At 41.2% G+C, this 24,219-nt stretch carries 18 protein-coding genes; all 18 read left to right on the top strand.

The genetic code is table 11. The features are described from left to right. Positions 1-256: 256 nt before the first annotated feature. The 18 genes from FXV78_RS00780 to era all read left to right on the top strand — a co-directional run bounded on the left by FXV78_RS00780 (position 257) and on the right by era (position 24,188). Positions 257-610, top strand: a complete 354-nt coding sequence (locus FXV78_RS00780; protein ID WP_004844436.1) for a hypothetical protein — start codon at positions 257-259, stop codon at positions 608-610. A 16-nt stretch (positions 611-626) separates the two neighbouring features. Further along, positions 627-1,112 (top strand): PH domain-containing protein, encoded by a 486-nt coding sequence (locus tag FXV78_RS00775; protein WP_004844435.1) that lies wholly within the window; start codon positions 627-629, stop codon positions 1,110-1,112. Then, positions 1,102-2,583 (top strand): PH domain-containing protein, encoded by a 1,482-nt coding sequence (locus FXV78_RS00770; protein WP_004844434.1) that lies wholly within the window; start codon positions 1,102-1,104, stop codon positions 2,581-2,583. The genes FXV78_RS00775 and FXV78_RS00770 overlap by 11 nt, the downstream gene beginning before the upstream one ends. A gap of 62 nt (positions 2,584-2,645) precedes the next feature. Then, positions 2,646-3,350: a LytR/AlgR family response regulator transcription factor gene (locus FXV78_RS00765; protein WP_004844433.1), complete on the top strand. Its 705-nt coding sequence runs from the start codon at positions 2,646-2,648 to the stop codon at positions 3,348-3,350. Between the two features lie 2 nt (positions 3,351-3,352). After that, positions 3,353-4,651, top strand: a complete 1,299-nt coding sequence (locus tag FXV78_RS00760; RefSeq protein WP_004844432.1) for an ATP-binding protein — start codon at positions 3,353-3,355, stop codon at positions 4,649-4,651. Between the two features lie 175 nt (positions 4,652-4,826). Next, the gene (locus FXV78_RS00755) at positions 4,827-7,817 is read left to right on the top strand and encodes a beta-glucosidase (protein WP_004844431.1); all 2,991 of its coding nucleotides are present in this window, start codon (positions 4,827-4,829) and stop codon (positions 7,815-7,817) included. A gap of 547 nt (positions 7,818-8,364) precedes the next feature. Then, positions 8,365-8,943, top strand: a complete 579-nt coding sequence (locus FXV78_RS00750; protein WP_004844429.1) for a glycerol-3-phosphate responsive antiterminator — start codon at positions 8,365-8,367, stop codon at positions 8,941-8,943. Between the two features lie 14 nt (positions 8,944-8,957). Then, the gene (gene glpK / locus FXV78_RS00745) at positions 8,958-10,466 is read left to right on the top strand and encodes a glycerol kinase GlpK (protein WP_039960076.1); all 1,509 of its coding nucleotides are present in this window, start codon (positions 8,958-8,960) and stop codon (positions 10,464-10,466) included. Continuing rightward, on the top strand, positions 10,463-11,386 hold the full coding sequence (locus FXV78_RS00740) for a LacI family DNA-binding transcriptional regulator (RefSeq protein WP_009244530.1): 924 nt from the start codon (positions 10,463-10,465) through the stop codon (positions 11,384-11,386). The genes glpK and FXV78_RS00740 overlap by 4 nt, the downstream gene beginning before the upstream one ends. Before the next feature lie 312 nt (positions 11,387-11,698). Further along, positions 11,699-13,033 (top strand): carbohydrate ABC transporter permease, encoded by a 1,335-nt coding sequence (locus FXV78_RS00735; protein WP_233447391.1) that lies wholly within the window; start codon positions 11,699-11,701, stop codon positions 13,031-13,033. A 10-nt stretch (positions 13,034-13,043) separates the two neighbouring features. After that, a complete protein-coding gene (locus FXV78_RS00730; RefSeq protein ID WP_004844424.1) occupies positions 13,044-13,862 on the top strand; it encodes a sugar ABC transporter permease in 819 nt (272 codons plus the stop codon). A gap of 23 nt (positions 13,863-13,885) precedes the next feature. Then, positions 13,886-15,157: a sugar ABC transporter substrate-binding protein gene (locus tag FXV78_RS00725; RefSeq protein ID WP_004844423.1), complete on the top strand. Its 1,272-nt coding sequence runs from the start codon at positions 13,886-13,888 to the stop codon at positions 15,155-15,157. Between the two features lie 11 nt (positions 15,158-15,168). Then, positions 15,169-17,022 carry a glycoside hydrolase family 13 protein gene (locus FXV78_RS00720; protein WP_004844422.1) on the top strand — a complete coding sequence of 618 codons (1,854 nt, stop codon included), beginning with the start codon at positions 15,169-15,171 and terminating at the stop codon, positions 17,020-17,022. Between the two features lie 140 nt (positions 17,023-17,162). After that, a complete protein-coding gene (locus tag FXV78_RS00715; RefSeq protein ID WP_039960075.1) occupies positions 17,163-18,605 on the top strand; it encodes an NAD(P)/FAD-dependent oxidoreductase in 1,443 nt (480 codons plus the stop codon). After that, on the top strand, positions 18,592-19,866 hold the full coding sequence (locus FXV78_RS00710) for an NAD(P)/FAD-dependent oxidoreductase (protein ID WP_004844420.1): 1,275 nt from the start codon (positions 18,592-18,594) through the stop codon (positions 19,864-19,866). Before FXV78_RS00715 ends, FXV78_RS00710 begins: the two co-directional genes overlap by 14 nt. 1 nt (position 19,867) lies before the next feature. Beyond that, complete coding sequence (locus FXV78_RS00705) at positions 19,868-20,236, top strand: DUF1667 domain-containing protein (protein WP_004844419.1); 369 nt, start codon at positions 19,868-19,870, stop codon at positions 20,234-20,236. Between the two features lie 94 nt (positions 20,237-20,330). Continuing rightward, positions 20,331-23,258, top strand: coding sequence for an insulinase family protein (locus FXV78_RS00700; protein ID WP_039960074.1), 2,928 nt, complete (start codon positions 20,331-20,333; stop codon positions 23,256-23,258). Positions 23,259-23,288: 30 nt separating this feature from the next. Continuing rightward, a complete protein-coding gene (era, locus tag FXV78_RS00695; RefSeq protein WP_004844417.1) occupies positions 23,289-24,188 on the top strand; it encodes a GTPase Era in 900 nt (299 codons plus the stop codon). Positions 24,189-24,219 lie beyond the last annotated feature (31 nt).

Here is a 24,219-nt window from a genome sequence, read left to right as displayed (position 1 = left end):
TCTGGTTTTCTAAGCGGAACCATTCCGCATCTTTTATTCTAAAGTCATATCGGAAAATCTCTATGCTTTGATATCAACTTAAAACAGCAGAGAGGTTTTTAGAAGAAAGATGTCGGATTGAAAACCTCCTGTAACGATTCAATTAAAGGAGGAAGCTTTATGAAGCAAACCACAGAACTCCCGGCAAACAGACTGTACAAGTCACGTATTTTTGCCATGCTCTATCAGGATAAGAAGGAATTGCTCGATCTGTACAATGCCCATCAGTGAGGCTGTGGAGCAGGCAATCCGCGAATGTATTGAGGAAGATATTCTGGCAGAGTTTTTGACACAAAACCGAGCGGAGGCGAAGCAAGTGAGTATCTATGAATATGATGAAGAAAAGCATATGAGGCAGGAGCGGGAGGCATCCTGGGAAGAGGGATGGGAAGAAGGCAGACTATCCGGTATAAAGGAAGGAGAAGAGAGAGGAAAATTGTCCGGCAGACGGGAACTTCTAAAGGAACTGATTCAAAAGAAATTGCTAAAGAAAATGTCGGTTTCTGAAATTGCAGAAGAGTTGGAAGAGGACGAAAAGTTGATTTCTGAATTGATACAGGAATTGGAATAAAAGGGAGAAGAAATGTATGGCATATGAAAAGCTTTCCAGACGGGCATTGGGGTGCATGTATACTGCGGAAATAATCGGCGATGTGATCTTTATTGTTTTAATCGGGATCGTGAATATCTTCTGGCTGATTCCAAAACAGATTGAAATTGGAAGATGGATTTCAGCTGTTCTGCTGATTTATGCGGCAGTCTCCATGCTGGTAGAACCTTATTTCCGTTATAACAGATATCGATACAGTATTAATGAGGAATGTATTGATATACGGGAAGGGTATCTCTTTGTGAAGAGAAATATTGTGCCGATTGAACGTCTGCATAAGCTTGAGATATCAAAAGGTCCGATTGATCAGATCTTTCATGTGGCAAAAGTGACTGTTACTACCGCAGGAGGAGATGTAACGCTTCGCTTTCTGGAGGAAGAAAAGGCGGAAAAAATTGCAGAAAATCTACAGAAACGTATCAATGAGATTGTGAAAGAACAGAGGGAAGAAGATGGAGAATAAGATCAGATTTCGCAATCACATTTCCGTGATACTGGAGCAGTTGGGAGCAACATTTGGAATTCTTTTTGTGTTGTCTTTTACGAACATCGACGATGTAATTGATTATATTGAAAAGGGGTCATCGGAAGAATTAAGTCTCACGGTATATATTGGCGGCGGAGTGATATTGGCGGTTTTTCTGCTGATATTTTTATATCAGTGGATCATCTGGTCGAAGACTTACATTTCGATCTGTGACAACAGTATCGTGATTGAGCGTAATACATGGAATAAAAAGAAAAATACAATTGGTCTCAAAAATATTTCGAATGTAAATACAGAGCAGAATTTGTTGGAAATGCTTCTTGGAACATGTAAAGTGAAGCTGGATACGAACAGTATGTCTACATCAGATAAAACAGATGTAAAGATCATATTGAAAAAGGCGGAGGCTGAGCAGTTTCGATTATATGTGATGAAGTTAATGCAGGGACAGGAAGGAGGCTTTGAGGAGAAATATTCGAAAGAAGACAAAGATCACTGGGCGATTCAAACGAATATGGGGGATATTTTTACACATGGGCTGTTTTCTGTCAATCTGCTTTCCGTATTGGTAGTAATTGGATGCGTTGTCGGAGCGGCAGGGATGGTTCTGCAAGTGATACATTCTGTCAGTGTGGGAGAAAGTATTGTAAAAATGCTGTTAAGCGTTCTTATGCTGATCGCCATATTCAGTTCTGCCATATGGAATATTGTAAAAGGATTTATTCAGTATTATGATTTTAAAATCGATCGGAATGAAAATAAATTATACATTCGTTATGGGATTTTGAAAAAAGTAAATTACACAATTCCGGCAGAGAAAATCAGCGCACTGAAGTTAAAGCAAACATTTTTTGCAAGACTGACCGGGAGATATACAGCAGAGATCATCAATATCGGAATGGGGGATGATGCCGCGGAAACCCAATCTTTTTTTCTTCCGTACTGTAAACGAAATCAAATGGAAGAGCGGATTCGCTTATTACTTCCTGAATTTTATGAAGCAGTACAGATGCAGACTGTACGGCAGCCAATAGCAACATGGATTGCCTGGATTTGGCCGGCAGTTCTTTTTGCATTGTTTCTTGTCGCAGGAGCACTGCTTTCTGTTTATTATTTTCCGGAGTTCCAAAAGGAAATTATTTTGGGAGTGCTTATTTTTAGCATATGGATGATATTGCTTGTTCTTGCATATTTCCTGACGGCGGGAAGCACTGTGGGGGTAAGCCATATGGCGATTGTAAATGGATATTTTGGAAGAGCAATTTGTTACATATCTTACAAAGATATTCAATATGTAGAATTTTCACAAAACATATTTGCCAGAGTGGTGAAGCTTCAAAAAGGAGAGGTTCATCTGCTTGCATCGACTGCAAACCGGAAACAGGAGATTCCATATATCTCGATGGAAAACGGAGAGACAATCAAAAAACGGCTTTTGAATCGGTGAAAGGATCTTGAGACAGGTTTTATAGTACAACAAAAAGAAATACAAAAAATGGAGGTGAGAGAGTGATTCGGATTGCAATTGCGGATGATGATGCAGCGTTTTTAGCAAAAATTGAAAAATATATACAAAAATATCAGAAAGAGAATGGTGAGGATATTCAGTTGACTGCTTTTTCAGATGCGAAAGAGCTGATTGAGGGGTACAGTCCCGTTTATGATATTGTGATTCTGGATATTGAGATGCCCGGGATGAATGGGATGGAAGCCGCGGAGAAAATCCGTCAGGCAGATGAAGACGTTGTACTGATGTTCATCACGAATATGATCCAGTATGCAATTCGCGGATATTCTGTGGGAGCTTTAGATTTTGTCATGAAGCCGGTAAATTACTACACCTTTTCATTGAAGCTTACAAGAGCTATCGGGCGGATTCAGAAAATAGAAAAAGAGATTCTCTTAAAGCAGCAGGATTCGGTCAAGAAGGTTCCTGTGGAGGAAATCTATTATGTGGAAATACAGAACAGAATGTTGTATTATCACACGAGTGAAGGCGAATATGTGGTACGTGGGACGATAAAGAATGCGTTGGATATGCTTTCCCCCTATCACTTTGTAAAGTGTAACCACTGGTATATCGTAAATTTGAAATATGTGACAGAGGTCAGGGACAGTACGGTGATTGTAGCAGGAAAAGAGCTGGAGATCAGTCAGCGTAAAAAGAATACCTTCCTGAATGCACTGATGGACTACGTAGGAGAAGGAAATTAACGATGAGTTGGATTGTGAATATACTGGCGACATTGATCTATCTTGGATTTGGTATTATTTATGCAGTAGGTTTTTCAAAAAGAAAGCATTTTCGATATTCTATTGTAGTGACAGCGGCAGCAATTTTTCTGGCACAGGCAGGGATGTTTTTATTGTTTCAGGTGGAAAACTGGTTTGGAGCGATGATGTGGATGGCACTGGGATATGTGATGATGCTGCTGTCACTGTGGGTGAATGTAAAAATGACGATGGCGGTCGCATCTTATTATGCAGTATGGGCATCCTGTACCTGGTGTCTTGCTTATGAACTCAGTATGGTATTCTGCTGGCTACTGCGAAAACGCTGGGAGATCCCGGCAGAAGTATTTCCGATTGTTTTGCTGCTGGTAGGAACAGCCGGGGTGATTGTCTGCCGTTACACAGTGGCAATCTGGATTCCGGAAAATAAGCGGTTTATGATTGGGCCGAGACAGCTGACCTCAGCGCTGGTTTTGCTGGCTATGCAGGGATACCTGTTTTTGTGGTTTGTAAAACAGTGTGTGAACAACCGAAGCGGAGGACTGCAGGGAGGAAACTGGTTCAGTATTTTGCAGATGCAGATATTGTGTGTGGTTGTATTGTATCTGCAGAATGAGTTATTTAAAAAGAGTGCCATGCGTCAGGAGCGGCTGGTTTCGGATCTTCTCTGGAGACAGCAAAAAGAGCACTATCGGATCGCGAAAGAGAATATTGATATCATCAATCGAAAGTGCCATGATCTGAAACACCAGATTGCAGCATTGCGGGACATGTGCACCAAGGAAGAACGGGAAAAATACATCGAAGAGATTCAGGATTCCATTCAGATTTATGAAGCAATGGTAAAGACGGGAAATGATGTGTTGGATACGATCCTGACAGAGAAGAGCCTTGCATGCAAGGAGAATAATATTGTGGTTTCCTGCGTGGCAGATGGAAAAGGTCTGGAGTTTTTGCATCCTATCGATCTGTATACGATCTTTGGAAATGCAATGGATAATGCCATTGAGTGTGTGAAAAATTTACAAAAACAGGAAAAACGTCAAATCGATGTACTGATCCACAGACAACATCAGTTTCTGATCGTCCAGATCATGAATCCGGTAGAGGAAGAGCTGGAATTTGAGGACAATCTTCCGGTAACAACAAAACATGACAAGGCTTATCACGGATATGGACTGCGCAGTATTAAGAACAGTGTGAAAAAGTACAATGGGGTATTTCAGGTAAAGATCAAGGATGGATGTTTTTGCCTTAAAATTTTATTTCCGATAAAAGAATAGTATCAAAAAGTTCCAATGCATTTCGGACATTGGAACTTTTTTGCACTTATGCGTGCAAAAATACCACTTAGTCAAAAGCGGTTGAGTAAAAATTGTGGAATTGTTAAGATAGTATCAATGCGAAAAGAATGCTCTTATGTTTTAAGCTAAGAGTGCAATTGGGAGGAATTGAGTAATGAATGAAACAAAACAAGAGAAAAAAGTGCGAAAGAAAGCCTATCGCAAGGCGCGCAGAAAAGCAACACGTCCGTGGAAGGGGCTGACGTTTTTTAGCGGGATCATTTCCATTGTACTGATTCCGATATTAGTATTTTTGTCGATGTTTGACAATACAGTTGCAGCGTTTGTCGGCGGTTCATTCTGGAAGTTGAAGAATGAAGATAAAAATGCAGTATACTATGAATCTGATTTTGAAACAACAGAAGAAATGAATCAGTATGGTCTGGAGCTCTGTGAAACAGTAGAAGAAGAGGGTGCAGCACTTCTGATGAATGAAAATAACGCACTTCCGCTGGAGAAAGGCGCGAAGGTAAGCTGCTTTTCAAACTCTTCTGTAAACCTGGTTTACGGAGGTACCGGTTCCGGTAATATCGATGCATCTTCGGCAGATACATTGAAGACAGCACTTGAAAAAAGTGGATTTGAGGTCAATAAAAAACTCTGGAACTTCTATAGTAAAGGAGAAGGAAGCAAGTACGCCAGAAAAACTGCAGGTATGGTTGCAGAAGAAGGGGAAAAGACAACAGAGGTTCCGTGGAATGTGTATACAGATGATGTAAAAGATTCTGTCGCATCCTATGGAGATGCAGCAATTGTGGTATTGTCCCGTATTGGTGGAGAGGGTGCAGATCTGGATTTCAAAGAGACAAATTATCTGGCACTTGATGACAATGAAAAAGAAATGCTTCAGAACGTTGCAGAAATGAAAAAAGCCGGTCAAGTGAAGAAGATTGTTGTTCTGATCAACTCGGCAAATACACTTCAGGTAGATTTTCTGAAAAATAATGAATATGACGTGGATGCATGTATGTGGATCGGGGATGTTGGAATTTCAGGAATCAATGCAGTGGCAGAGATTCTTGCAGGAAATGTGACACCTTCAGGAAGCCTGGTGGATACCTATCTGTATGACAACTTCTCTGCACCGGCAATGATGAACTTTGTGCCGACAGTGTATGAAGGATATGAAGAAGGAATCATTCCGGAACATGCAAAAACATACATGATCTATCAGGAAGGTATTTACGTAGGATACAAATATTATGAGACACGTTATGAAGATTATGTGATGCAGTCTGGAAACTCAGGAGCGTACGAATATCATGATGACGTGGCATATCCATTCGGATATGGTATGAGTTATACCGATTTTAAATACAGTGATTTGAAAGTTTCTTACAACAAAGAAAAAGATGTATTTGAAGTCTCTGTAAAAGTAACAAATACAGGAAAAGAGTATTCTGGAAAAGAAACTGTTCAGGTTTACTTCCAGTCTCCATATACAGCATATGACATTGAGAATGGTGTAGAAAAATCTTCCGTTGCATTGTGTGGATTTGGAAAAACAGAAATCCTTGCACCGGGAGCATCTGAGACGCTGAATATGACAGTAGATAGAAGAGAACTGGCTTCTTATGATACATATGGAGCAGGAACTTATATTCTGGATGAAGGGGACTATTATCTGACAGTTGCAACAGATGCCCATAATGCAGTGAACAATATTCTTGCAGCAAAGGGATACACAGTAGACAACACAGACGGACGTATGGATACAGACGGAAATTCCAGTCTGACATACAAATACAACAATCCGAAATTTGACAGCACAACATATGCAGTTTCCGCAAACGGAACAGAAATCAAAAATCAGCTTTCTGATGCAGATATCAATCTGTATGGAGGAACAGAAGATGAGATTACATATGTATCCAGAAATGACTGGGAAGGAACACTTCCGCAGTCCATCCTGAAAATGAAGCTGACAGAGCAGATGATCGAAGATCTGCAGGATGTACAGTATGATCCAGATGATTATGAAGAAGCAAAGATGCCGACAATGAAAGCGAAAAACGGCAAAAAACTGGTTGATATGATCGGGCTTTCCTATGACGATGAAGCATGGGACGAGCTGTTAGATCAGCTGAGCTTTAAAGATATGGTTTCTCTGATCGGAGATTCCTTCCACTGGACAATGCCTTTGGAATCTGTACAGGCACCGGGAACAAGAGATGAGAATGGTCCGCAGGGTCTGACAGCTTCTCTGATCGCATCGGATAAGACAGAGATGGATGCAACTGCATTTACATCGGAGGACGTAATGGCAGCAACATTCAACCGCGATCTGATGACAGAAATTGGAAAGGTAATTGGAAACAACTGTCTGAAAGCAGGCGTTTCAATCCTTTACGGACCGGGAAATAATATTCACAGGACACCTTATGGTGGACGTAACTTTGAGTATTACAGTGAAGACGGATTCCTTTCTGGAGAAATGTCAGCATATGAAGTGGCAGCAATCGAAGAAAAAGGTGTTGGTGTTGTTATGAAACACTTTGCACTCAATGACAGTGAGCAGGATCGAATCGGTCTTGGAGTCTGGGTGAATGAGCAGGCAGCCAGAGAAATTTATCTTAAGGCATTCCAGGCTCCTGTGGAAAAAGGAAATGCGAACGGTGTCATGATTGCCTACACACGCTGGGGATGTACCTGGTCAGGTGGAAGCAAGCCGCTTGTAACAGGAATTCTCAGAGAAGAATGGGGATGTGACGGACTGATCATTACAGATAACGTACTTACAACGTATGTAAATGGTGTGGATGGAGTATTAGCAGGTGTATCTACATTTGACGCGATGCTTCCATATGTTACAAAGCAGCTCCCAGACTATAAAAATGATGCAGTCATTGTCAACGCAATGAGAGAGGCATGTCACAGAAACCTGTATGCAATTGCAAATTCCAGCGGAATGAACGGTATCGGAAAAGATACAGAGATCAAAGATACCGGCCTTTTAGTGGTAGATGTTGTAAGGACACTGCTGATCGTATTTGGAGCATTGTTTGTACTTTCCCTGGTGATGTGGATCACAAGAAAGCGCAGATTCAAAAAGAATTATGTGTATGCGCCGGTTGTGGAATCTGCAGAAAAGAAAAGTGAAGCATAAAAATTCATAAAAGATCACAGAAAAAGAAAAAATGCTGTATCCCTTGAACAGAAAGGGAGCAGCATTTTTTATCTTATTGATAGAGATTTGTTTACAGAGTAATAAAAATTCTGTAACCTATAATTGCAAAACGGTATATAATTTATTTTTCCAGTTTGTCAATTAAATATACTTCTAAAGTCGACTGATCAGTTGGGGTACTATTAAAATAAGAAAACTCTATTTTTCTTTGATGTTCCGCTATTTTCTTTACTCAGTAGCGAAGCCCCTGTTATGATTAATAAAAAAATGAAAAGTAATAATGGTAACAATTTTTTCATGGTATTCCCTATCTACTAAAAGTATTGCGTGTATTCTTGTATAGAAAACTTACTAAAATAATTATAAGATATACTACAGGAATCAGCAACAAAATGTGTAAATGATTTCCAGGCTTTTCTTGTAAAAGTTAACACAGGATATGAGTGGATGAAAAATAGACATTCTGTTGCTTTCCTACAGCCAGAGTGTTAAAATAAGAAAAAAGAAAGACATGGAGAGGTGAGCGATGAATCAGGAGTTTTATGATGCAGTAGAAGCAAATCCGGTCATTGCCGCAGTAAAAAGTGATGCCGGATTACAGGCGGCAGTAGAGATGGAAGAAATTCAGGTGATCTTTGTGCTTTATGGAGATGTCTGTACGATTCCGGAGATTCTGGAGAGAATCAAAGCTGCGGGAAAAAAGGCAATGGTACATATCGATCTGATCGCGGGACTCAGTGCAAAAGAGATATCCGTGGAATTTATCGCCAGGCAGACAAGAGCTGACGGGATCATCACGACAAAACCGGCACTGGTGCGGCGGGCAAAAGAACTGGGGATTTTTGCGGTACTTCGCTTTTTTGTGATTGATTCACTGGCACTCAAAAATATCGAAAATCTGGAAATGCAGTGTGGGACATCGAGACCGGATTTTATTGAGGTGCTTCCGGGAGTGATGCCAAAAGTACTTGGAAGAATCGCAAAAGTGAGCAGGATTCCCATGATCGCCGGCGGGCTCATCACAGAAAAAGAGGATGTGATCGCAGCACTGTCAGTAGGGGCGATCGCGGTTTCTTCGACCAATCAGGATGTCTGGAAATTATAATGGAGGGCATAAAAATGGCAAAATATGTAATGGCACTGGATGCGGGAACAACCAGCAACCGGTGCATTTTGTTCAATGAAAAAGGGGAAATCTGCAGTATGGCACAGAAAGAGTTTACGCAGTATTTTCCAAAACCGGGCTGGGTGGAGCATGATCCGAGGGAAATCTGGTCTACACAGCTTTCTGTAGCGAGACAGGCAATGAATCAGATCAATGCATCGGCAGCAGATATTGCGGCGATCGGAATTACGAACCAGAGAGAGACAGCAATCGTGTGGGACAAGAATACAGGAAAACCGGTGTATAATGCGATTGTCTGGCAGTGCAGAAGAACTTCGGAGTACTGTGACAGCCTGAAAGATAAAGGGCTGACAGAGATGTTTCAGAAGAAGACCGGGCTTGTGATCGACGCTTATTTTTCCGGAACGAAAGTGAAGTGGATCTTAGACCATGTGGAAGGTGCAAGAGAACGGGCAAAACGGGGAGAATTACTGTTTGGTACAGTGGAGACCTGGCTGATCTGGAAGCTGACAAAGGGGGCGGTGCATGTCACAGATTATTCCAATGCATCCCGGACGATGTTGTTTAATATCAATACGCTGGAGTGGGATGATGAGATTTTGGAAGAGCTGGATATTCCAAAATGCATGCTGCCCCAGGCAAAGCCGAGCAGTGCTGTTTACGGAGAAGCAGATCCCGGATTTTTCGGAGGAAGGATTCCAATTGCAGGAGCGGCAGGAGATCAGCAGGCAGCGCTGTTTGGACAGACCTGTTTCGAAGAGGGAGAGGCGAAGAACACGTACGGAACCGGATGTTTCCTGCTGATGAACACCGGCGAAAAACCGGTCTTTTCCGAGAATGGTCTGGTCACTACCATTGCCTGGGGGATGGAAGGAAAAGTTAATTATGCACTGGAAGGCTCCGTGTTTGTGGCAGGTGCTGCGATTCAGTGGCTGCGGGATGAGCTGCGTCTGATTGATTCAGCGTCAGATACAGAATATCTTGCACAGAAAGTGGAGGATACCAATGGCTGCTATGTGGTTCCTGCATTTACCGGGCTTGGAGCACCTTATTGGGATCAGTATGCCAGAGGAACGATCGTGGGACTGACCAGGGGCGTGAACAAAGATCACATTATTCGCGCCACACTGGAATCACTCGCTTATCAGGTAAATGATGTGCTGGAAGCAATGGGAGCAGATTCCGGAATCGCTCTTTCTGCGCTGAAAGTGGATGGCGGTGCAAGTGCCAATAATTTCCTGATGCAGACACAGGCAGATATCAGCCGGGCGCCGGTGCACAGGCCGAAGTGTGTGGAGACGACTGCCATGGGAGCTGCTTATCTGGCAGGTCTGGCAGTGGGATACTGGAAGGATAAGGAAGATGTAAAACAGAACTGGGACATTGACAGGGTGTTCCAGCCAGACATTGAAATCGAAAAACAGCAGAAAATGCTCAAAGGATGGAAAAAAGCTGTGCAGTACGCACATGGATGGGCAAAAGAAGAGGAAATAATGAAATGAAAGATAAGCGCATTACGATGAAAGATGTTGCTAAAGAGGCAGGAGTGTCGACAGCCACTGTTTCTTATGTACTGAATTATTCTGATACAGAAAGAATTAGTCATGAGACACGACTGAGAGTTTTTGAGGCGGCAAATAAATTGAATTATGTGCCGAATATGGCTGCAAAAGCATTGTCAGAAAAAAAGAGCTATCTGGTGGGGATGATTATTAATAAGAGGGCTCGTAGTAAAAAAAGTAAGATATACCAATATTATGATCTGGCAGATGAGATACGTGTGATTTTGCATGCTCTGGGGTATGATATGTTTTTGATTTCAGCAGAAGAAATAGAAGAAGGCGTATCTATTGGGATTAGAAGAACGTTAGACGCGGTTTTTATTGTTGATCTGGAAGAATCACTTTTTAAAAAAATTGCTAATAAATTTTTTGTTCCAGCTATTTTTATAGACGGATATGTAGCAGATCCTTTATTTTGCAAAGTATTAGTGGATTCAAAAGAACTTTTGGATAAAGCACAAGAAATTTTGGGAGAAGAATTTTATGTTGTATTGGAAGATTACTTTAATGATTATCTATTAGAATATATCAGAAAAAGAGTAAAACAAGAAAATATTTTTGTTAATAAAAGTGGAAGTAATCTTCCAGAATTTCTCCAGTCACATCAACAAAAAAAAGGATTGATTATTGGAGAAATTCTGGGAGTACAGGTAGAAAATTATGTGGATAATAGGAATATTTGCGTTGTGGTTCATTCAGAGAAAGATATTATGCTTCTTCCAGACACGAAGATCATAGTTGTAAGTAATAAAGAAAAAGCAAGAAAAGCAGTAGAAGTGATGCAGAAATTATTATGTATAGACGGAAATAACAGTAGATTAGATATGCCAAGTGGTACTAATTATATAAAGATCAATTAGTGAAATGAAAACAGAGTGAAGGAAAAGGAATTGTGAGAAGTGACTAAAATCATGGTTTCTTTTCTTTTTTTGTACAATTTTATTAAGTACTTAATAGAATTTAAAAATGCAGAAAAATACGGTCTTATAGTTTGTTCAACGCACTTAATAAAAAAATGTTAAGTTAACATAAGTAAAAATGCATAAATAACAATTATATACAATGCTGAAAAATGTGAAAAAGATTGAAGTGTTACAAAAATAAGTGTATACTACAGTTAGTTAAACGCATAAGTGATTGCTGATAAAAAACCACATGAGAGGAAAACGAGGATGGAAAAAAGAGAGATGAAGAGAAAGAAAAATGCCCTGTTGTTATCCATTGTTTGTTGCGGAAGCGGACAATTTTTTGTCTATAGACAGCGTATTAAAGGAGGCGTATTATTTTTGCCTCAATTTCTGATTATGCTGATTGAACTGTTGAGTGGGTACTGGATAGAATATTTTCAGGGAAGAATACCAGAATTTTCTTTACGGCTTCATGGTGGATTTTTTACAAAAGGAATATGGGGCATGATCACATTAGGTGAAAAAGCAGGTGGAAGATATGGAGATCACTCGACAATGCTTCTGATTAATGGGGTTATTGCAATACTTATATTGGGAATTGCTTTTGCAACATATGTATGGAATATTTACGATATACAGGCAGGAAACAAAAAAATAGAAAGCAAAGTATCTTGGCAAAAAAGTTTTTCAAAGAATTTACCTTATTTTATCTTAATTCCTATAGGTATTGTTTTTATTTTTGTTGTCTTAATGCCAATTGTTTTTACTTTTTTGACAGCATTTTTGAATTACAACAGGAATCATCTTCCACCTGGACAATTATTAGACTGGGTGGGGTTTGAAAATTTTAAAAAATTATTTACTGTTTCAATCTGGTCTGAGACATTTTTTAAGGTGTTGGGATGGACGATAATTTGGACATTGTGTTCTACATTGTTACCTTATTTTTTTGGATTGATTCAGGCACTGATATTGAACCATAAATCGGTAAAATTAAAAAAGGTATTTCAGTCAATTTTAATTCTTCCGTGGGCGATTCCTCAAATGGTAAGTTTACTCGTATTTAGAAACCTTTTGAATGGTCAGTTCAGTCCGGTGAATCAATTGTTGTTACGTTTAGGACTTATTTCAGAAAATATAGGATTTATTTCGGATCCGATATCAGCTAAGATTGTAGTTATTTGTGTTAGTTTTTGGTTGGGATTTCCGATGTTTATGCTTATGATGATGGGAGTGCTTTCCAATTTAGATCATAGTCTTTATGAAGCGGCAGCAATTGATGGGGCTAGTAGCATACAACAATTTGGGAAAATTACGCTTCCGCTTGTATTTAAAGCTACAATGCCCAATTTAGTTATGAGCATGGCAGCAAACTTTAATGGATTTGGGCTCATATATTTCCTGACACAAGGAGGACCAATTAATACAGAGATGCAGTTTGCAGGTGATACAGATATTTTAATTTCTTGGATTTATAAATTGACACTAAATCAACAAATGTATGATATTGCAGCTGTCATGAGTGTATTGCTTTTTATATTTGTAGGAGTGGTATCTTTATGGAACTTCAGAAGAACCACATCATTTAAAGAGTTGTAGGAGAAAAGAAATGAAGAAAAAGATCATTGCTATTTTAGTGAATGGAGAATTGATGTTTATGTCTATTGTAGTATTGGTTCCGGTAGTATGGATTATTCTTTCTGCTTTTCAGTCAGGGAATGCATTAGGAAATCTCTCATTGTCTCATTTGACACTAAATAATTTTCAGCGATTATTTTCAGAAACAAACTATGGAACATGGTTTGTTAATACATTGGAAATTGCGGTAGTCAGTACATGCTGTTCTGTTATATTGATCATGCTTACATCCTGGGTGATGTCACGGTTTCAGTTTAAAGGAAGGAAAACAGGGCTCTTGACAGTGATGATTCTATCGATGTTTCCTACATTTTTGTCTATGACAGCAATCTATACGCTGTTTTTGGCATTGGGATTAGTAGGCAAGCCCATTTCGATGGTTATCGTGTATTCAATAGGAGCAATCCCATATAATACATGGCTTGTGAAAGGATATCTGGATGGATTGCCGATAGCGGTTGATGAGGCAGCGTATATTGATGGATGTACAAAAATTCAGACATTTGGAAAAATTGTATTGCCTATGTCAAAACCTATCATCACATACTGTGCGGTATCACAATTCATGATGCCGTGGATGGATTATATTTTGCCCAACATTCTTTTATCTGGAAATGATAGCAAAACATTGGCTGTTGGGTTATTTGAACTGATCAATGGAACAGATACGACAAATTTTACTGTTTTTGCAGCAGGAGCTGTTCTGGTTGCTGTTCCAATTACAATTGTATTTATATTGTTTCAAAAGTATCTAGTCCAGGGCGTTGCTTCTGGTGCAGATAAAGGCTAACGAGCAAAAGGAGGAGAAAAAGTATGAAAAAAAGGATTATTTCATTAGTTTTAGTAGGTGTACTGACACTTAGTATTCTTGGAGGATGTGGAAAGAAAGAGATTCCTCTGGAAGAGAGTACAACAGAAAGTACAGATGAATTAATTGCAGAAGAAGGTGCACAGTTGAAATTTCGGGTAGGCGGAGGAAAGCTGGAATACGGAGAATCGGTTGCAAAAGCATTTGAAGAGGAATATGGTGTTCCAGTGGAGGTAGAAGAAGCTGGAATGGACATTGTAAACAAGATGACACTGGATGGACCAAGCGGAAATGGAGCAGATGTGTTTATGGCATCTCATGATGCATATCTGACGGCAAAAGATGCAGGACTCCTTCTGAAGTTAAATGATCAAATAGAAGAATCTGTCAGGGATGATGTCAATGAAATTGCAGTGGAAACCGTAGAAACAGATGGGGATTTATATGGAGTTCCAGTGACGATAGAATGTTATGCAATGTTGTACAACAAAGACCTTGTACAGGGAGAGCCGGCAGAGACTATGGAGCAGATTATTGAGGAAGCAAAGTTATTTAATAATCCAGCAGAAAATAAGTTTTGGTATCTTTCGGTAGTGACAGAAGCGTACAATATGTTTCCATTTTTAAGTGTAGATGGATTTAAGCCTTTTGGTGAGGATGGAAAAAATAACGATGATCCTGGATTTAAAACTCCGGAATTTCTGAAAGCATTGGAGCGAGTGCGCAATTTAAATGAATTAATTCCGGTGAAAGCAGATGATTTAAAAATTGAAACAATTACGCAACTGGAACAGAACTTTATAGATGGAAAAACGGCATATTACTTTATTGGTTCATGGTTGATTAAAACATTAAAAGAGCAGAACACAAATTTTGGTGTTTCGACTTTGCCGACTATGGACGGAAAACAGATGAAAACAATGGCCGGTGTTCAGAATGCATATGTTTCTTCTTATTCTGAATATCCGAATGCTGCACAGCTTTTTGCAGAATATCTGGTATCAGAGGAAGGTGCAGAAATTCTTTACGAGAAAGCTTACAATGTGACAGCAAGAAAAAATATTGAAAATATCAATGGATTGAAGGATGATGATGCTTTAAAAGTATATACGGAAGCATTTGACGACGCTGTTCCAATGCCGCAAGTAAAAAGAATTTCTTATTATTGGACCACTATGCAGAGTGTATTAAGTGCTGTATTTGACGGAAAAATAACACCAGAAGAAGGTGCAAAAAAGGCACAGGATGATTTTGAAGCGTTAGTAGCGAGTGAATAGAAGGAGAAATCATGAATTTTACAACAGTTTTGCATCAGGCAAAGAGTGAATATGCCTATGCATATAATGAAAATACATTACATATTCGATTAAAAACCGAACGTGGAGCGGTTAGAAAAGTAGAATTGTTGGCCCTGGATCCATTTAATTGGGTTCCTCGTAATGACGGTTCTATGATGTATGATTTAGATAAAGAATCCATTATTCGCTTGGAGATGAGAAAAGAGCAAATGACGGAAATGTATGACTGCTGGTTTGCAGAAGCAGGAAATCTGGATACAAAGCGGTGTAAATACTGTTTTGTGATTGAAACAGAAAAAGAAAAATATATTATGGGATGCCATGACAGAATTCCTTATAAAGAAGATGAATCGGAACTATATAACTTATTTAATTATTTCAATTATCCATATATTTGTAAAGAAGATCTGTATAAAGCACCGCATTGGGTAGCTCATACAGTATGGTATCAGATTTTCCCAGAAAGATTTTGTAATGGAACACCAGGAGATGGAAGGAATGTGCTTCCATGGGGAAGCGAAGAAATGGATGGCGCATTGAAAAAATTTGGGGGAAATCTGGAAGGAATTATCGAAAAGTTGGACTATATCCAAAAGGCAGGGTTTACAGGGATTTATTTAACACCTATTTTTAAAGCTACAAGTTCACATAAATATGATACGATTGACTATTTTATAATTGATCCAGAGTTTGGAACAAATGAAATATTTGAGAAGTTGGTAAAGGAAGCACATCAGAGGGGAATAAGGATTATGTTGGATGCGGTGTTTAATCACTGTGGATATCAGCATCCATTTTGGCAAGATGTGTTGATGCATGGAAAAGAATCAAAGTATTATGATTATTTTTATATTTTGGATGCAGATAAGCCGATTTTTGATGGTCAGGTACTCGATGGAGTTCCACAGGAGATACCAAGAGAAGAACTGAATTACAGAACATTTGCATATACACCGACAATGCCAAAGTGGAATACAGGTAATCCGGAAGTTAGAGAGTATTTGCTAGAGGCGGCGTGTTTCTGGACAGAAAAATATCATATTGATGGATGGCGTTTGGATGTCTCAAATGAAGTTCCACATGATTTTTGGCGAGAATTTCGAAAAAGAGTCAAAGATAGAAATCCTGAATTGTATATTTTGGGCGAAAATTGGGATAATTCGTTGCCATGGCTTATGGGGGATCAATTTGATGCAGTAATGAATTATGAATTTGCAATGCCTATATGGAAGTATTTCAGAAAAGAAAAGGAGGGAGAGAGGATATATTCTGAGGAACAGTTCCGTTATGCTATTGGAAGGCTTTTGACGTCTTACCCTAAGAATGTAACAGCAAATTTATTTAATTTGTTGGAAAGCCATGATACAGAGAGAATTTTGAACAGAGCAGGACAAGACGTTTCACTGGTAAAATTAGCATATTTATTCATGTTTATTTTTCCGGGAACTCCGTGTGTTTACTACGGCGGAGAAATAGGTATGGGAGGTGGAGAGCACAGTAATCGTCAGTGCATGATATGGGAAAAAGAGAAGCAGAACCGGGAATTATTTGAATTTATAAGTAGGATGATTGAACTAAGAAAGAAATACGATAGTTTTTGTTCAACAGAACTACAGTGGATTAATTCGGAAAATAGTTTGGCATTGAAAAAAGAGGGAGCCAAAGAAACACTTTATGTATTTATGCAAAAAGAAGGAAAAACACAGGAATATGTACTTCCTGAAGAATTAAAAGAAAAGTGTTGCATGGAGTGTATAAGTGGCAAGATGGTAAAATTAGGAAAAAGTATTCGATTAGAAAGAAATGGATACCAAATGTATCTGATTTTTAAAGAAACTGAATAAAGCACTTGCCAATACCAGAAGAAAAGGTATATAGTAATTATAACAGAATAGAAAAGCCAAAGAGAAGAGAGTCTGGCGGATAACGCATCGAAGGATGTGTTGTTTGTCAGGCTCTTTTGTGTTGTATGGGAGGTAGTCAAATGTATGATGTGATCATAATCGGAGCAGGAGTAAGCGGAGCGGCTATTGCAAGAGAGTTGTCCCGTTATCAGGGAAAATTTTGTGTACTGGACAAAGAGGCAGACGTCTGTTGTGGGACATCCAAGGCAAACAGTGGGATTGTTCATGCAGGATTTGATGCAAAAGAAGGCAGTTTGATGGCAAAATTAAATGTAGAAGGCAGTAAAATGATGGAAAAACTTTCAAAAGAGCTGGACTTTCCATATCAGAAGAATGGTTCTCTTGTGGTTTGTACGAACGAAAAAGAAGTGGAAAGGTTATATGAATTATTGGAGAGAGGCAGGCGAAACGGAGTGGAGGAGCTGCAGATTCTTGACAGAGCTGCATTGAAAGCGATGGAACCCAATATTGCTGACGAGGCTGTTGCGGCGTTGTATGCACCGACAGGCGGGATTGTCTGTCCGTTCGGCTTAAATATCGCACTGGCAGAGAATGCAGCGCAAAATGGTGTGGACTTCTGTCTGGAGCAGGAAGTGAAAACAATTGAGCGAAGCGTGAAAGGTGGATATCGGATCAGCACACAGGATACAGTGTACGAAACAAAAGTGGTCGTCAATGCAGCCGGGGTATATGCAGATGAATTCCACAATATGGTCAGTGAAAAGAAGCTCCACATTACGCCGCGAAAAGGGGAATATTTTCTGTTGGATAAAACCACAGGAGCACATGTCAGTCATACGGTGTTCACCTTGCCCGGAAAGTATGGAAAAGGGGTGCTTGTCACACCGACTGTGCATGGAAACCTTCTGATAGGACCGACCGCAACGGATGTGGAACAAAAGGAAGGAACAGACACAACCATGCAGGGAATGGAAGAGATTTGCAAAAAAGCACAGCACAGTGTCAAGGAGATTCCATTCCGGCAGGTGATTACCGGATTTGCGGGACTTCGGGCACATGAGGATGGACATGAATTTGTGATCCAAGAAGTTGAGGATGCACCAGGATTTATCGATTGCGCTGGCATTGAGTCACCGGGACTGACCAGTGCCCCTGCAATTGGAAGGCTGGCGGCAGAAATTGTGAGAAATGTGTTGGAGTTGAAAGAAAACCCTGCATTTTGCAAAACCAGGAAGGGAATTTTAAATCCGGCAGAATTGACAGCAAAAGAGAGAAATGAGCTGATCAGAAAAAATCCGGCTTATGGAAGAATTGTCTGCCGCTGTGAGATGATTTCCGAGGGCGAAATTTTAGATTCCATTCACAGACCTCTGGGAGCAACGACTATGGATGGAATCAAGCGCAGAACGAGAGCTGGAATGGGCAGGTGTCAGGCAGGCTTTTGTACACCGAAGAGAATGGAGATTCTGGAACGGGAATTGAAGATCAGACAGGAAGAGATTACGAAAAACGGAGCAGGTTCCGAGATGATCGTGGGGAGGAATAAAGATGGTAAGATATGAGATTGTGATTATCGGCGGAGGACCGGCAGGACTGGCAGCGGCAGTGGCAGCCAGAGCTGCGGGAGCCAAAAAGATTGTGATCCTGGAGAGGGATGAGAGACTTGGCGGTATTTTGAATCAGTGTATCCATAATGGGTTTGGGCTGCATACATTCAAAGAAGAACTGACAGGTCCGGAGTATGCGGCGAGATTTATCGAACAGGTGGAAGCGCTTGACATTGAATATCGATTAAACACCATGGTTATGGATATCACAAAAGAGCGGGTTGTGACAACGATGAGCAGCGAGAGGGGAATCTGTCAGATACAGGCAGATGCGATCGTACTTGCCATGGGATGCAGAGAACGTCCAAGAGGCGCCTTAAATATTCCGGGATATCGTCCGGCAGGCATTTATACAGCAGGAACGGCACAGCGTCTGGTCAATATGGAAGGATATCTGCCGGGAAGAGAAGTGGTGATCTTAGGTTCCGGTGATATCGGCCTGATCATGGCGCGGAGGATGACGCTGGAAGGTGCGCACGTCAATGTCGTTGCAGAACTGATGCCATATTCGGGAGGTTTGAAACGAAATATCGTGCAGTGTCTGGATGATTATGGAATCCCGCTGAAATTGAGCCATACGGTTGTAAAAATACACGGGAAAAAACGAGTGGAGGGAGTTACACTGGCACAGGTGGATGCACAGGCAAGACCGATTCCGGGAACAGAAGAGTTCTATGCCTGTGATACCTTGCTGTTATCCGTGGGGCTGCTGCCGGAAAATGAGCTTTCCAGACAGGCGCAGGTCAGTTTGAATCCTGTGACAAACGGTCCGTTGGTGGATGAAAATCTGGAAACAGATGTGGAGGGGATTTTTGCCTGTGGCAATGTGCTGCATGTACATGATCTGGTGGATTTTGTGTCAGAGGAAGCCACGCGGGCAGGAAAGGCAGCTGCAGAGTATGCGCAGAGAGCAGTTCAAAAGACAGAACATTCTGTCACAGAAACGTTCGTCCGGATTCAGTCAGAGGGAGGCGTGCGCTACACAGTACCGTCCCAGATTCACAGAAAACAGGAGAAAGGATTGAATATCCGATTTCGGGTGAACAAAGTCTTCGGGGCGTGTAAAGTGCAGGTATATCTCAATGGAGAGCTGGCGTTGGAGAAAAAGAAAAAATCAGCAGCGCCGGGAGAGATGGAACAAATCCTGATCCCGGAGAATGTGTTTGAAAAAGTGGCGGAAATAAAGGAAATCAGACTGCAGATGGAGGAATTGTGATATGAAAGAGAGAGAGTTGACATGCATCTGCTGCCCTCTGGGATGTCAGATCACAGCAGTGACAGAAAATAAAACCGTGGTCAGTGTTTCCGGCAATCATTGTCCGAGAGGGGCAAAATATGCCGAAGCAGAGATTTTGCATCCGGTTCGGATCGTAACGACGACGGTGCCTGTGACCGGGGGAACGCAGCCTCGTGTTTCGGTAAAAACAAAGAAAGAAATCCCAAAAGAGAAGATCATGGACTGTATTCGGCAGTTAAAGGATGTGCATGCAGATGCACCGGTAGAAATCGGAGATGTTCTTCTTGAAAATGTGGCGGGAACAGGTGCAGACATCGTAGCGACTGCAAGTGTAAAGCTGCAAGTGTGAATGCAAGCGTGAAATCAGTTCGCCCCTTTTAAAGTTGTGCAGATAATGGTATAATGCCTGTATGCAATTACAGAATACAGAGGAGCGAATGAAGATGAGTATTTATGATTTGAATGCATATGAAGTAATTCGGGAAGAAGATTTATCTGACCTGAAATCAAAAGGGATCCTGTTAAAACATAAAAAAAGCCAGGCAAAGATCTTACTGTTTGCCAATGATGACGAGAATAAGGTATTTACGATCGGATTCCGCACACCGGCTCCGGACAGTACCGGAGTTCCTCATATTATGGAACATTCCGTGCTGTGCGGCTCGAAAAATTTTCCGGTGAAAGACCCGTTTGTGGAACTGGTAAAGGGATCACTGAATACGTTTTTGAATGCTATGACCTATCCGGACAAGACATTATATCCGGTTGCAAGCTGTAATTCGAAGGATTTTCAGAATTTAATGCATGTATACATGGATGCAGTATTTTATCCGAACATCTATGAGCATGATGAAATCTTCCGTCAGGAAGGGTGGAGCTACAAACTGGATACGGCAGATGGAAAGCTGGAGTACAATGGCGTGGTATACAATGAGATGAAGGGAGCGTTTTCGTCTCCGGAAGGTGTGCTGGACCGTGTGATCCAGAATTCTCTGTTCCCGGACACTTCTTACGCCAATGAATCCGGCGGTGATCCGGATGTGATCCCGGAGCTGACGTACGAGCAGTTTTTGAATTTCCACAGGACATATTATCATCCGTCTAACAGCTATATCTATCTTTACGGAGATATGGACATGGAAGAAAAGTTAAGATGGCTGGATGAAAATTATCTGTCAGCATTTGATGCGATCGAAGTGGATTCCGAGATCAAATATCAGAAACCGTTTGAAGAGATCAGAGAACTGGAGATGGAGTATTCGATCTCCAGTGAGGAGTCTGAGGAGGATAATACGTATCTTTCTTATAATAAAGTCATCGGGACAAGTCTGGATGAAAAGCTGTATCTGGCGTTTCAGATTCTGGACTATGCACTGCTCTCTGCACCGGGTGCACCGCTGAAAAAAGCGCTTTTGGATGCAGGAATCGGAAAAGATATCATGGGTTCTTATGACAATGGAATCTATCAGCCGATCTTTTCTATTGTCTCTAAAAATGCGAATCGTGATCAGAAAGAGGCATTTATCCGTGTGATCGAAGAGACACTCCAGTCGATCGTGAAAAACGGAATGGATAAAAAATCTCTGGAGGCAGGGATCAACTATCACGAGTTCCGCTTCAGAGAGGCAGATTTTGGAAATTATCCAAAGGGACTGATGTACGGCCTGCAGATCATGGACAGCTGGCTGTATGATGAGAACGAGCCATTTATGCATATGCAGGCAATCCCGACCTTTGAATATTTGAAAGAACAGATTTCTACCGGATATTTTGAAAAACTGATCCAGACTTATCTGCTTGATAATCAGCATGGCTCCATCGTGATCGTAAAGCCGGAAAAAGGGCGGACAGCTCGGATGGACAAAGAGCTGGAAGAAAAACTGGCAGCTTATAAAGCGGGGCTGAGTGAGGAAGAACTTAACAGACTGGTGGCAGCTACAAAAGAGCTGGAAGCGTATCAGGAGTCAGAAGATGCTCCGGAAGATATGGCAAAGATTCCGGTATTAAACAGAGAAGATATCACAGAAGAGATCGCTCCTGTTTATAATACAGAAAAGGAAATCGACGGCATCAAACTGGTGCATCATGAAATCGAGTCGAACGGAATCGGTTATGCCACTCTGATGTTTGATCTTTCCGGCGTGTCGGAAGAGCTGCTTCCATATACCGGAATTCTGCAGAGCGTGCTTGGGATTATTGATACGAACAACTATGGGTATGGAGAATTGTTCAACGAGATCAATGTGCATACAGGAGGGATCGGAACTTCTCTGGAATTATATCCGGATGTGACAAAGGCAAAAGAGAAGGATTTTCGTGCAACATTTGAGATCAAAGGAAAGGCATTGTATCCGCAGATGAAGATTCTGTTTGCGATGATGCGTGAGATTCTGATGGAATCCAGACTGGATGATGAAAAACGGTTAAAAGAGATTCTGGCAATGCTCAAATCCAGACTGCAGATGTCCTTCCAGTCTTCCGGACATACGACATCCGCACTGCGCGCATTGTCTTATGGATCTCCGCTGTCCAAATTCAAGGATGATACCGACGGCATCGGATTCTATGAGGTAGTCCGTGGCATCGAAGAGCATTTTGAAGAGAAAAAAGCAGAGCTGATCCAAAACTTAAAACAGCTCTCCCGTCAGATTTTCCGTGTGGACAATGTGATGATCAGTTATACCTCCTCAGAGGACGGACTTACTCCTATAGAAGCAGCATTTCGTGAGATCAAGGATACACTGTATCCGGAACTGGACGGGGAAGAGACGCCGTGTGTATTACACTGCAGAAAACGCAACGAAGGCTTTAAAACGTCTTCCAAAGTGCAGTATGTGGCAAGAGTTGGAAACTTTATCGATTATGGAGCACAGTATCATGGCGCGTTGCAGATTTTGAAGGTGATCTTAAGTTATGATTATCTCTGGCAGAATGTCCGTGTCAAAGGCGGTGCATACGGATGTATGAGCAACTTTAACCGAATCGGAGAGGGATATCTGATCTCCTATCGGGATCCGAACCTGAAAAAGACAATGGAAGTGTACGAAGGCGTTGTAGACTATCTGAAGAATTTCACAGTCGATGAACGGGATATGACAAAATATATCATTGGAACGATCAGTAATATTGACCGCCCGATGAATCCGGCTGCAAAAGGGGATCGCTCGATGAATCTGTATATGAATCATGTATCCCAGGAGATGATCCGTACAGAGCGCAGTCAGATCCTGCATGCAGCACAGGAGGATATCCGTGCGCTTGCAGCAGTAGTGGAGGCAATGCTGAAGGCAGAGCAGATCTGTGTGATCGGAAGCGAAGAAAAGATCGAGGAAGAAAAAGAGATGTTTCTGGAAGTGAAGACGTTGTTTTAGGAAACACAGGATAAGGAGAACGTAAAATTGATGAGAGATGATTTTAAATCAGGATTTGTGACACTGATTGGAAGACCAAATGTGGGAAAATCAACATTGATGAACCAGCTGATCGGGCAGAAGATCGCGATCACGTCTAACAAGCCACAGACGACGAGAAACCGTATTCAGACAGTTCTGACAACGGAAGAAGGGCAGATTGTATTCGTGGACACGCCGGGAATCCACAAGGCGAAAAATAAGCTGGGAGAATATATGGTAAATGTGGCGGAACGCACGTTGAATGAAGTAGATGTGGTACTGTGGCTGGTAGAGCCGTCCACCTTTATCGGAGCTGGGGAGAAGCACATTATTGAACAGCTGAAACGTGTAAAAACACCGGTGATCCTTGTGATCAACAAGATCGATATGGTAAAGAGAGAGGAAGTTCTGCTGTTTATTGATGCATACCGCAAAGAGTATGATTTTGCGGAGATTGTTCCGGTATCTGCGAGAAACGGGGACAATACGGATGAACTGGTGAACGTGATTTTAAAATATCTTCCATATGGTCCTCAGTTCTATGATGAAGACACTGTGACAGACCAGCCGGAGCGTCAGATTGTGGCAGAACTGATCCGGGAAAAGGCACTTCATTGTCTGCAGGAAGAAATCCCGCATGGAATCGCAGTGGCGATTGATCGCATGAAAATGCAGAACAAAGTCATGCATATTGATGCTACGATCATCTGCGAGCGGGATTCCCACAAAGGAATCATCATCGGAAAACAGGGCAGTATGCTAAAAAAGATCGGAAGTACGGCGCGCTATGAAATCGAGCGGATGCTGGACTGTAAAGTGAATCTGAAGCTCTGGGTAAAAGTACAGAAAAACTGGAGAGACAGTGATTTTCTAATGAAGAATTTCGGATACCACGAGGACGAGATGTAGTATTTGGCAGATTTTATATAGTATATCCGGG

Source organism: Mediterraneibacter gnavus ATCC 29149 (assembly GCF_008121495.1).
In the GTDB taxonomy this organism is placed as follows: domain Bacteria; phylum Bacillota; class Clostridia; order Lachnospirales; family Lachnospiraceae; genus Mediterraneibacter; species Mediterraneibacter gnavus.
The sequence above is the reverse complement of the archived record's forward strand: the minus strand, read 5'-3'. Positions and strand labels throughout refer to the sequence as shown.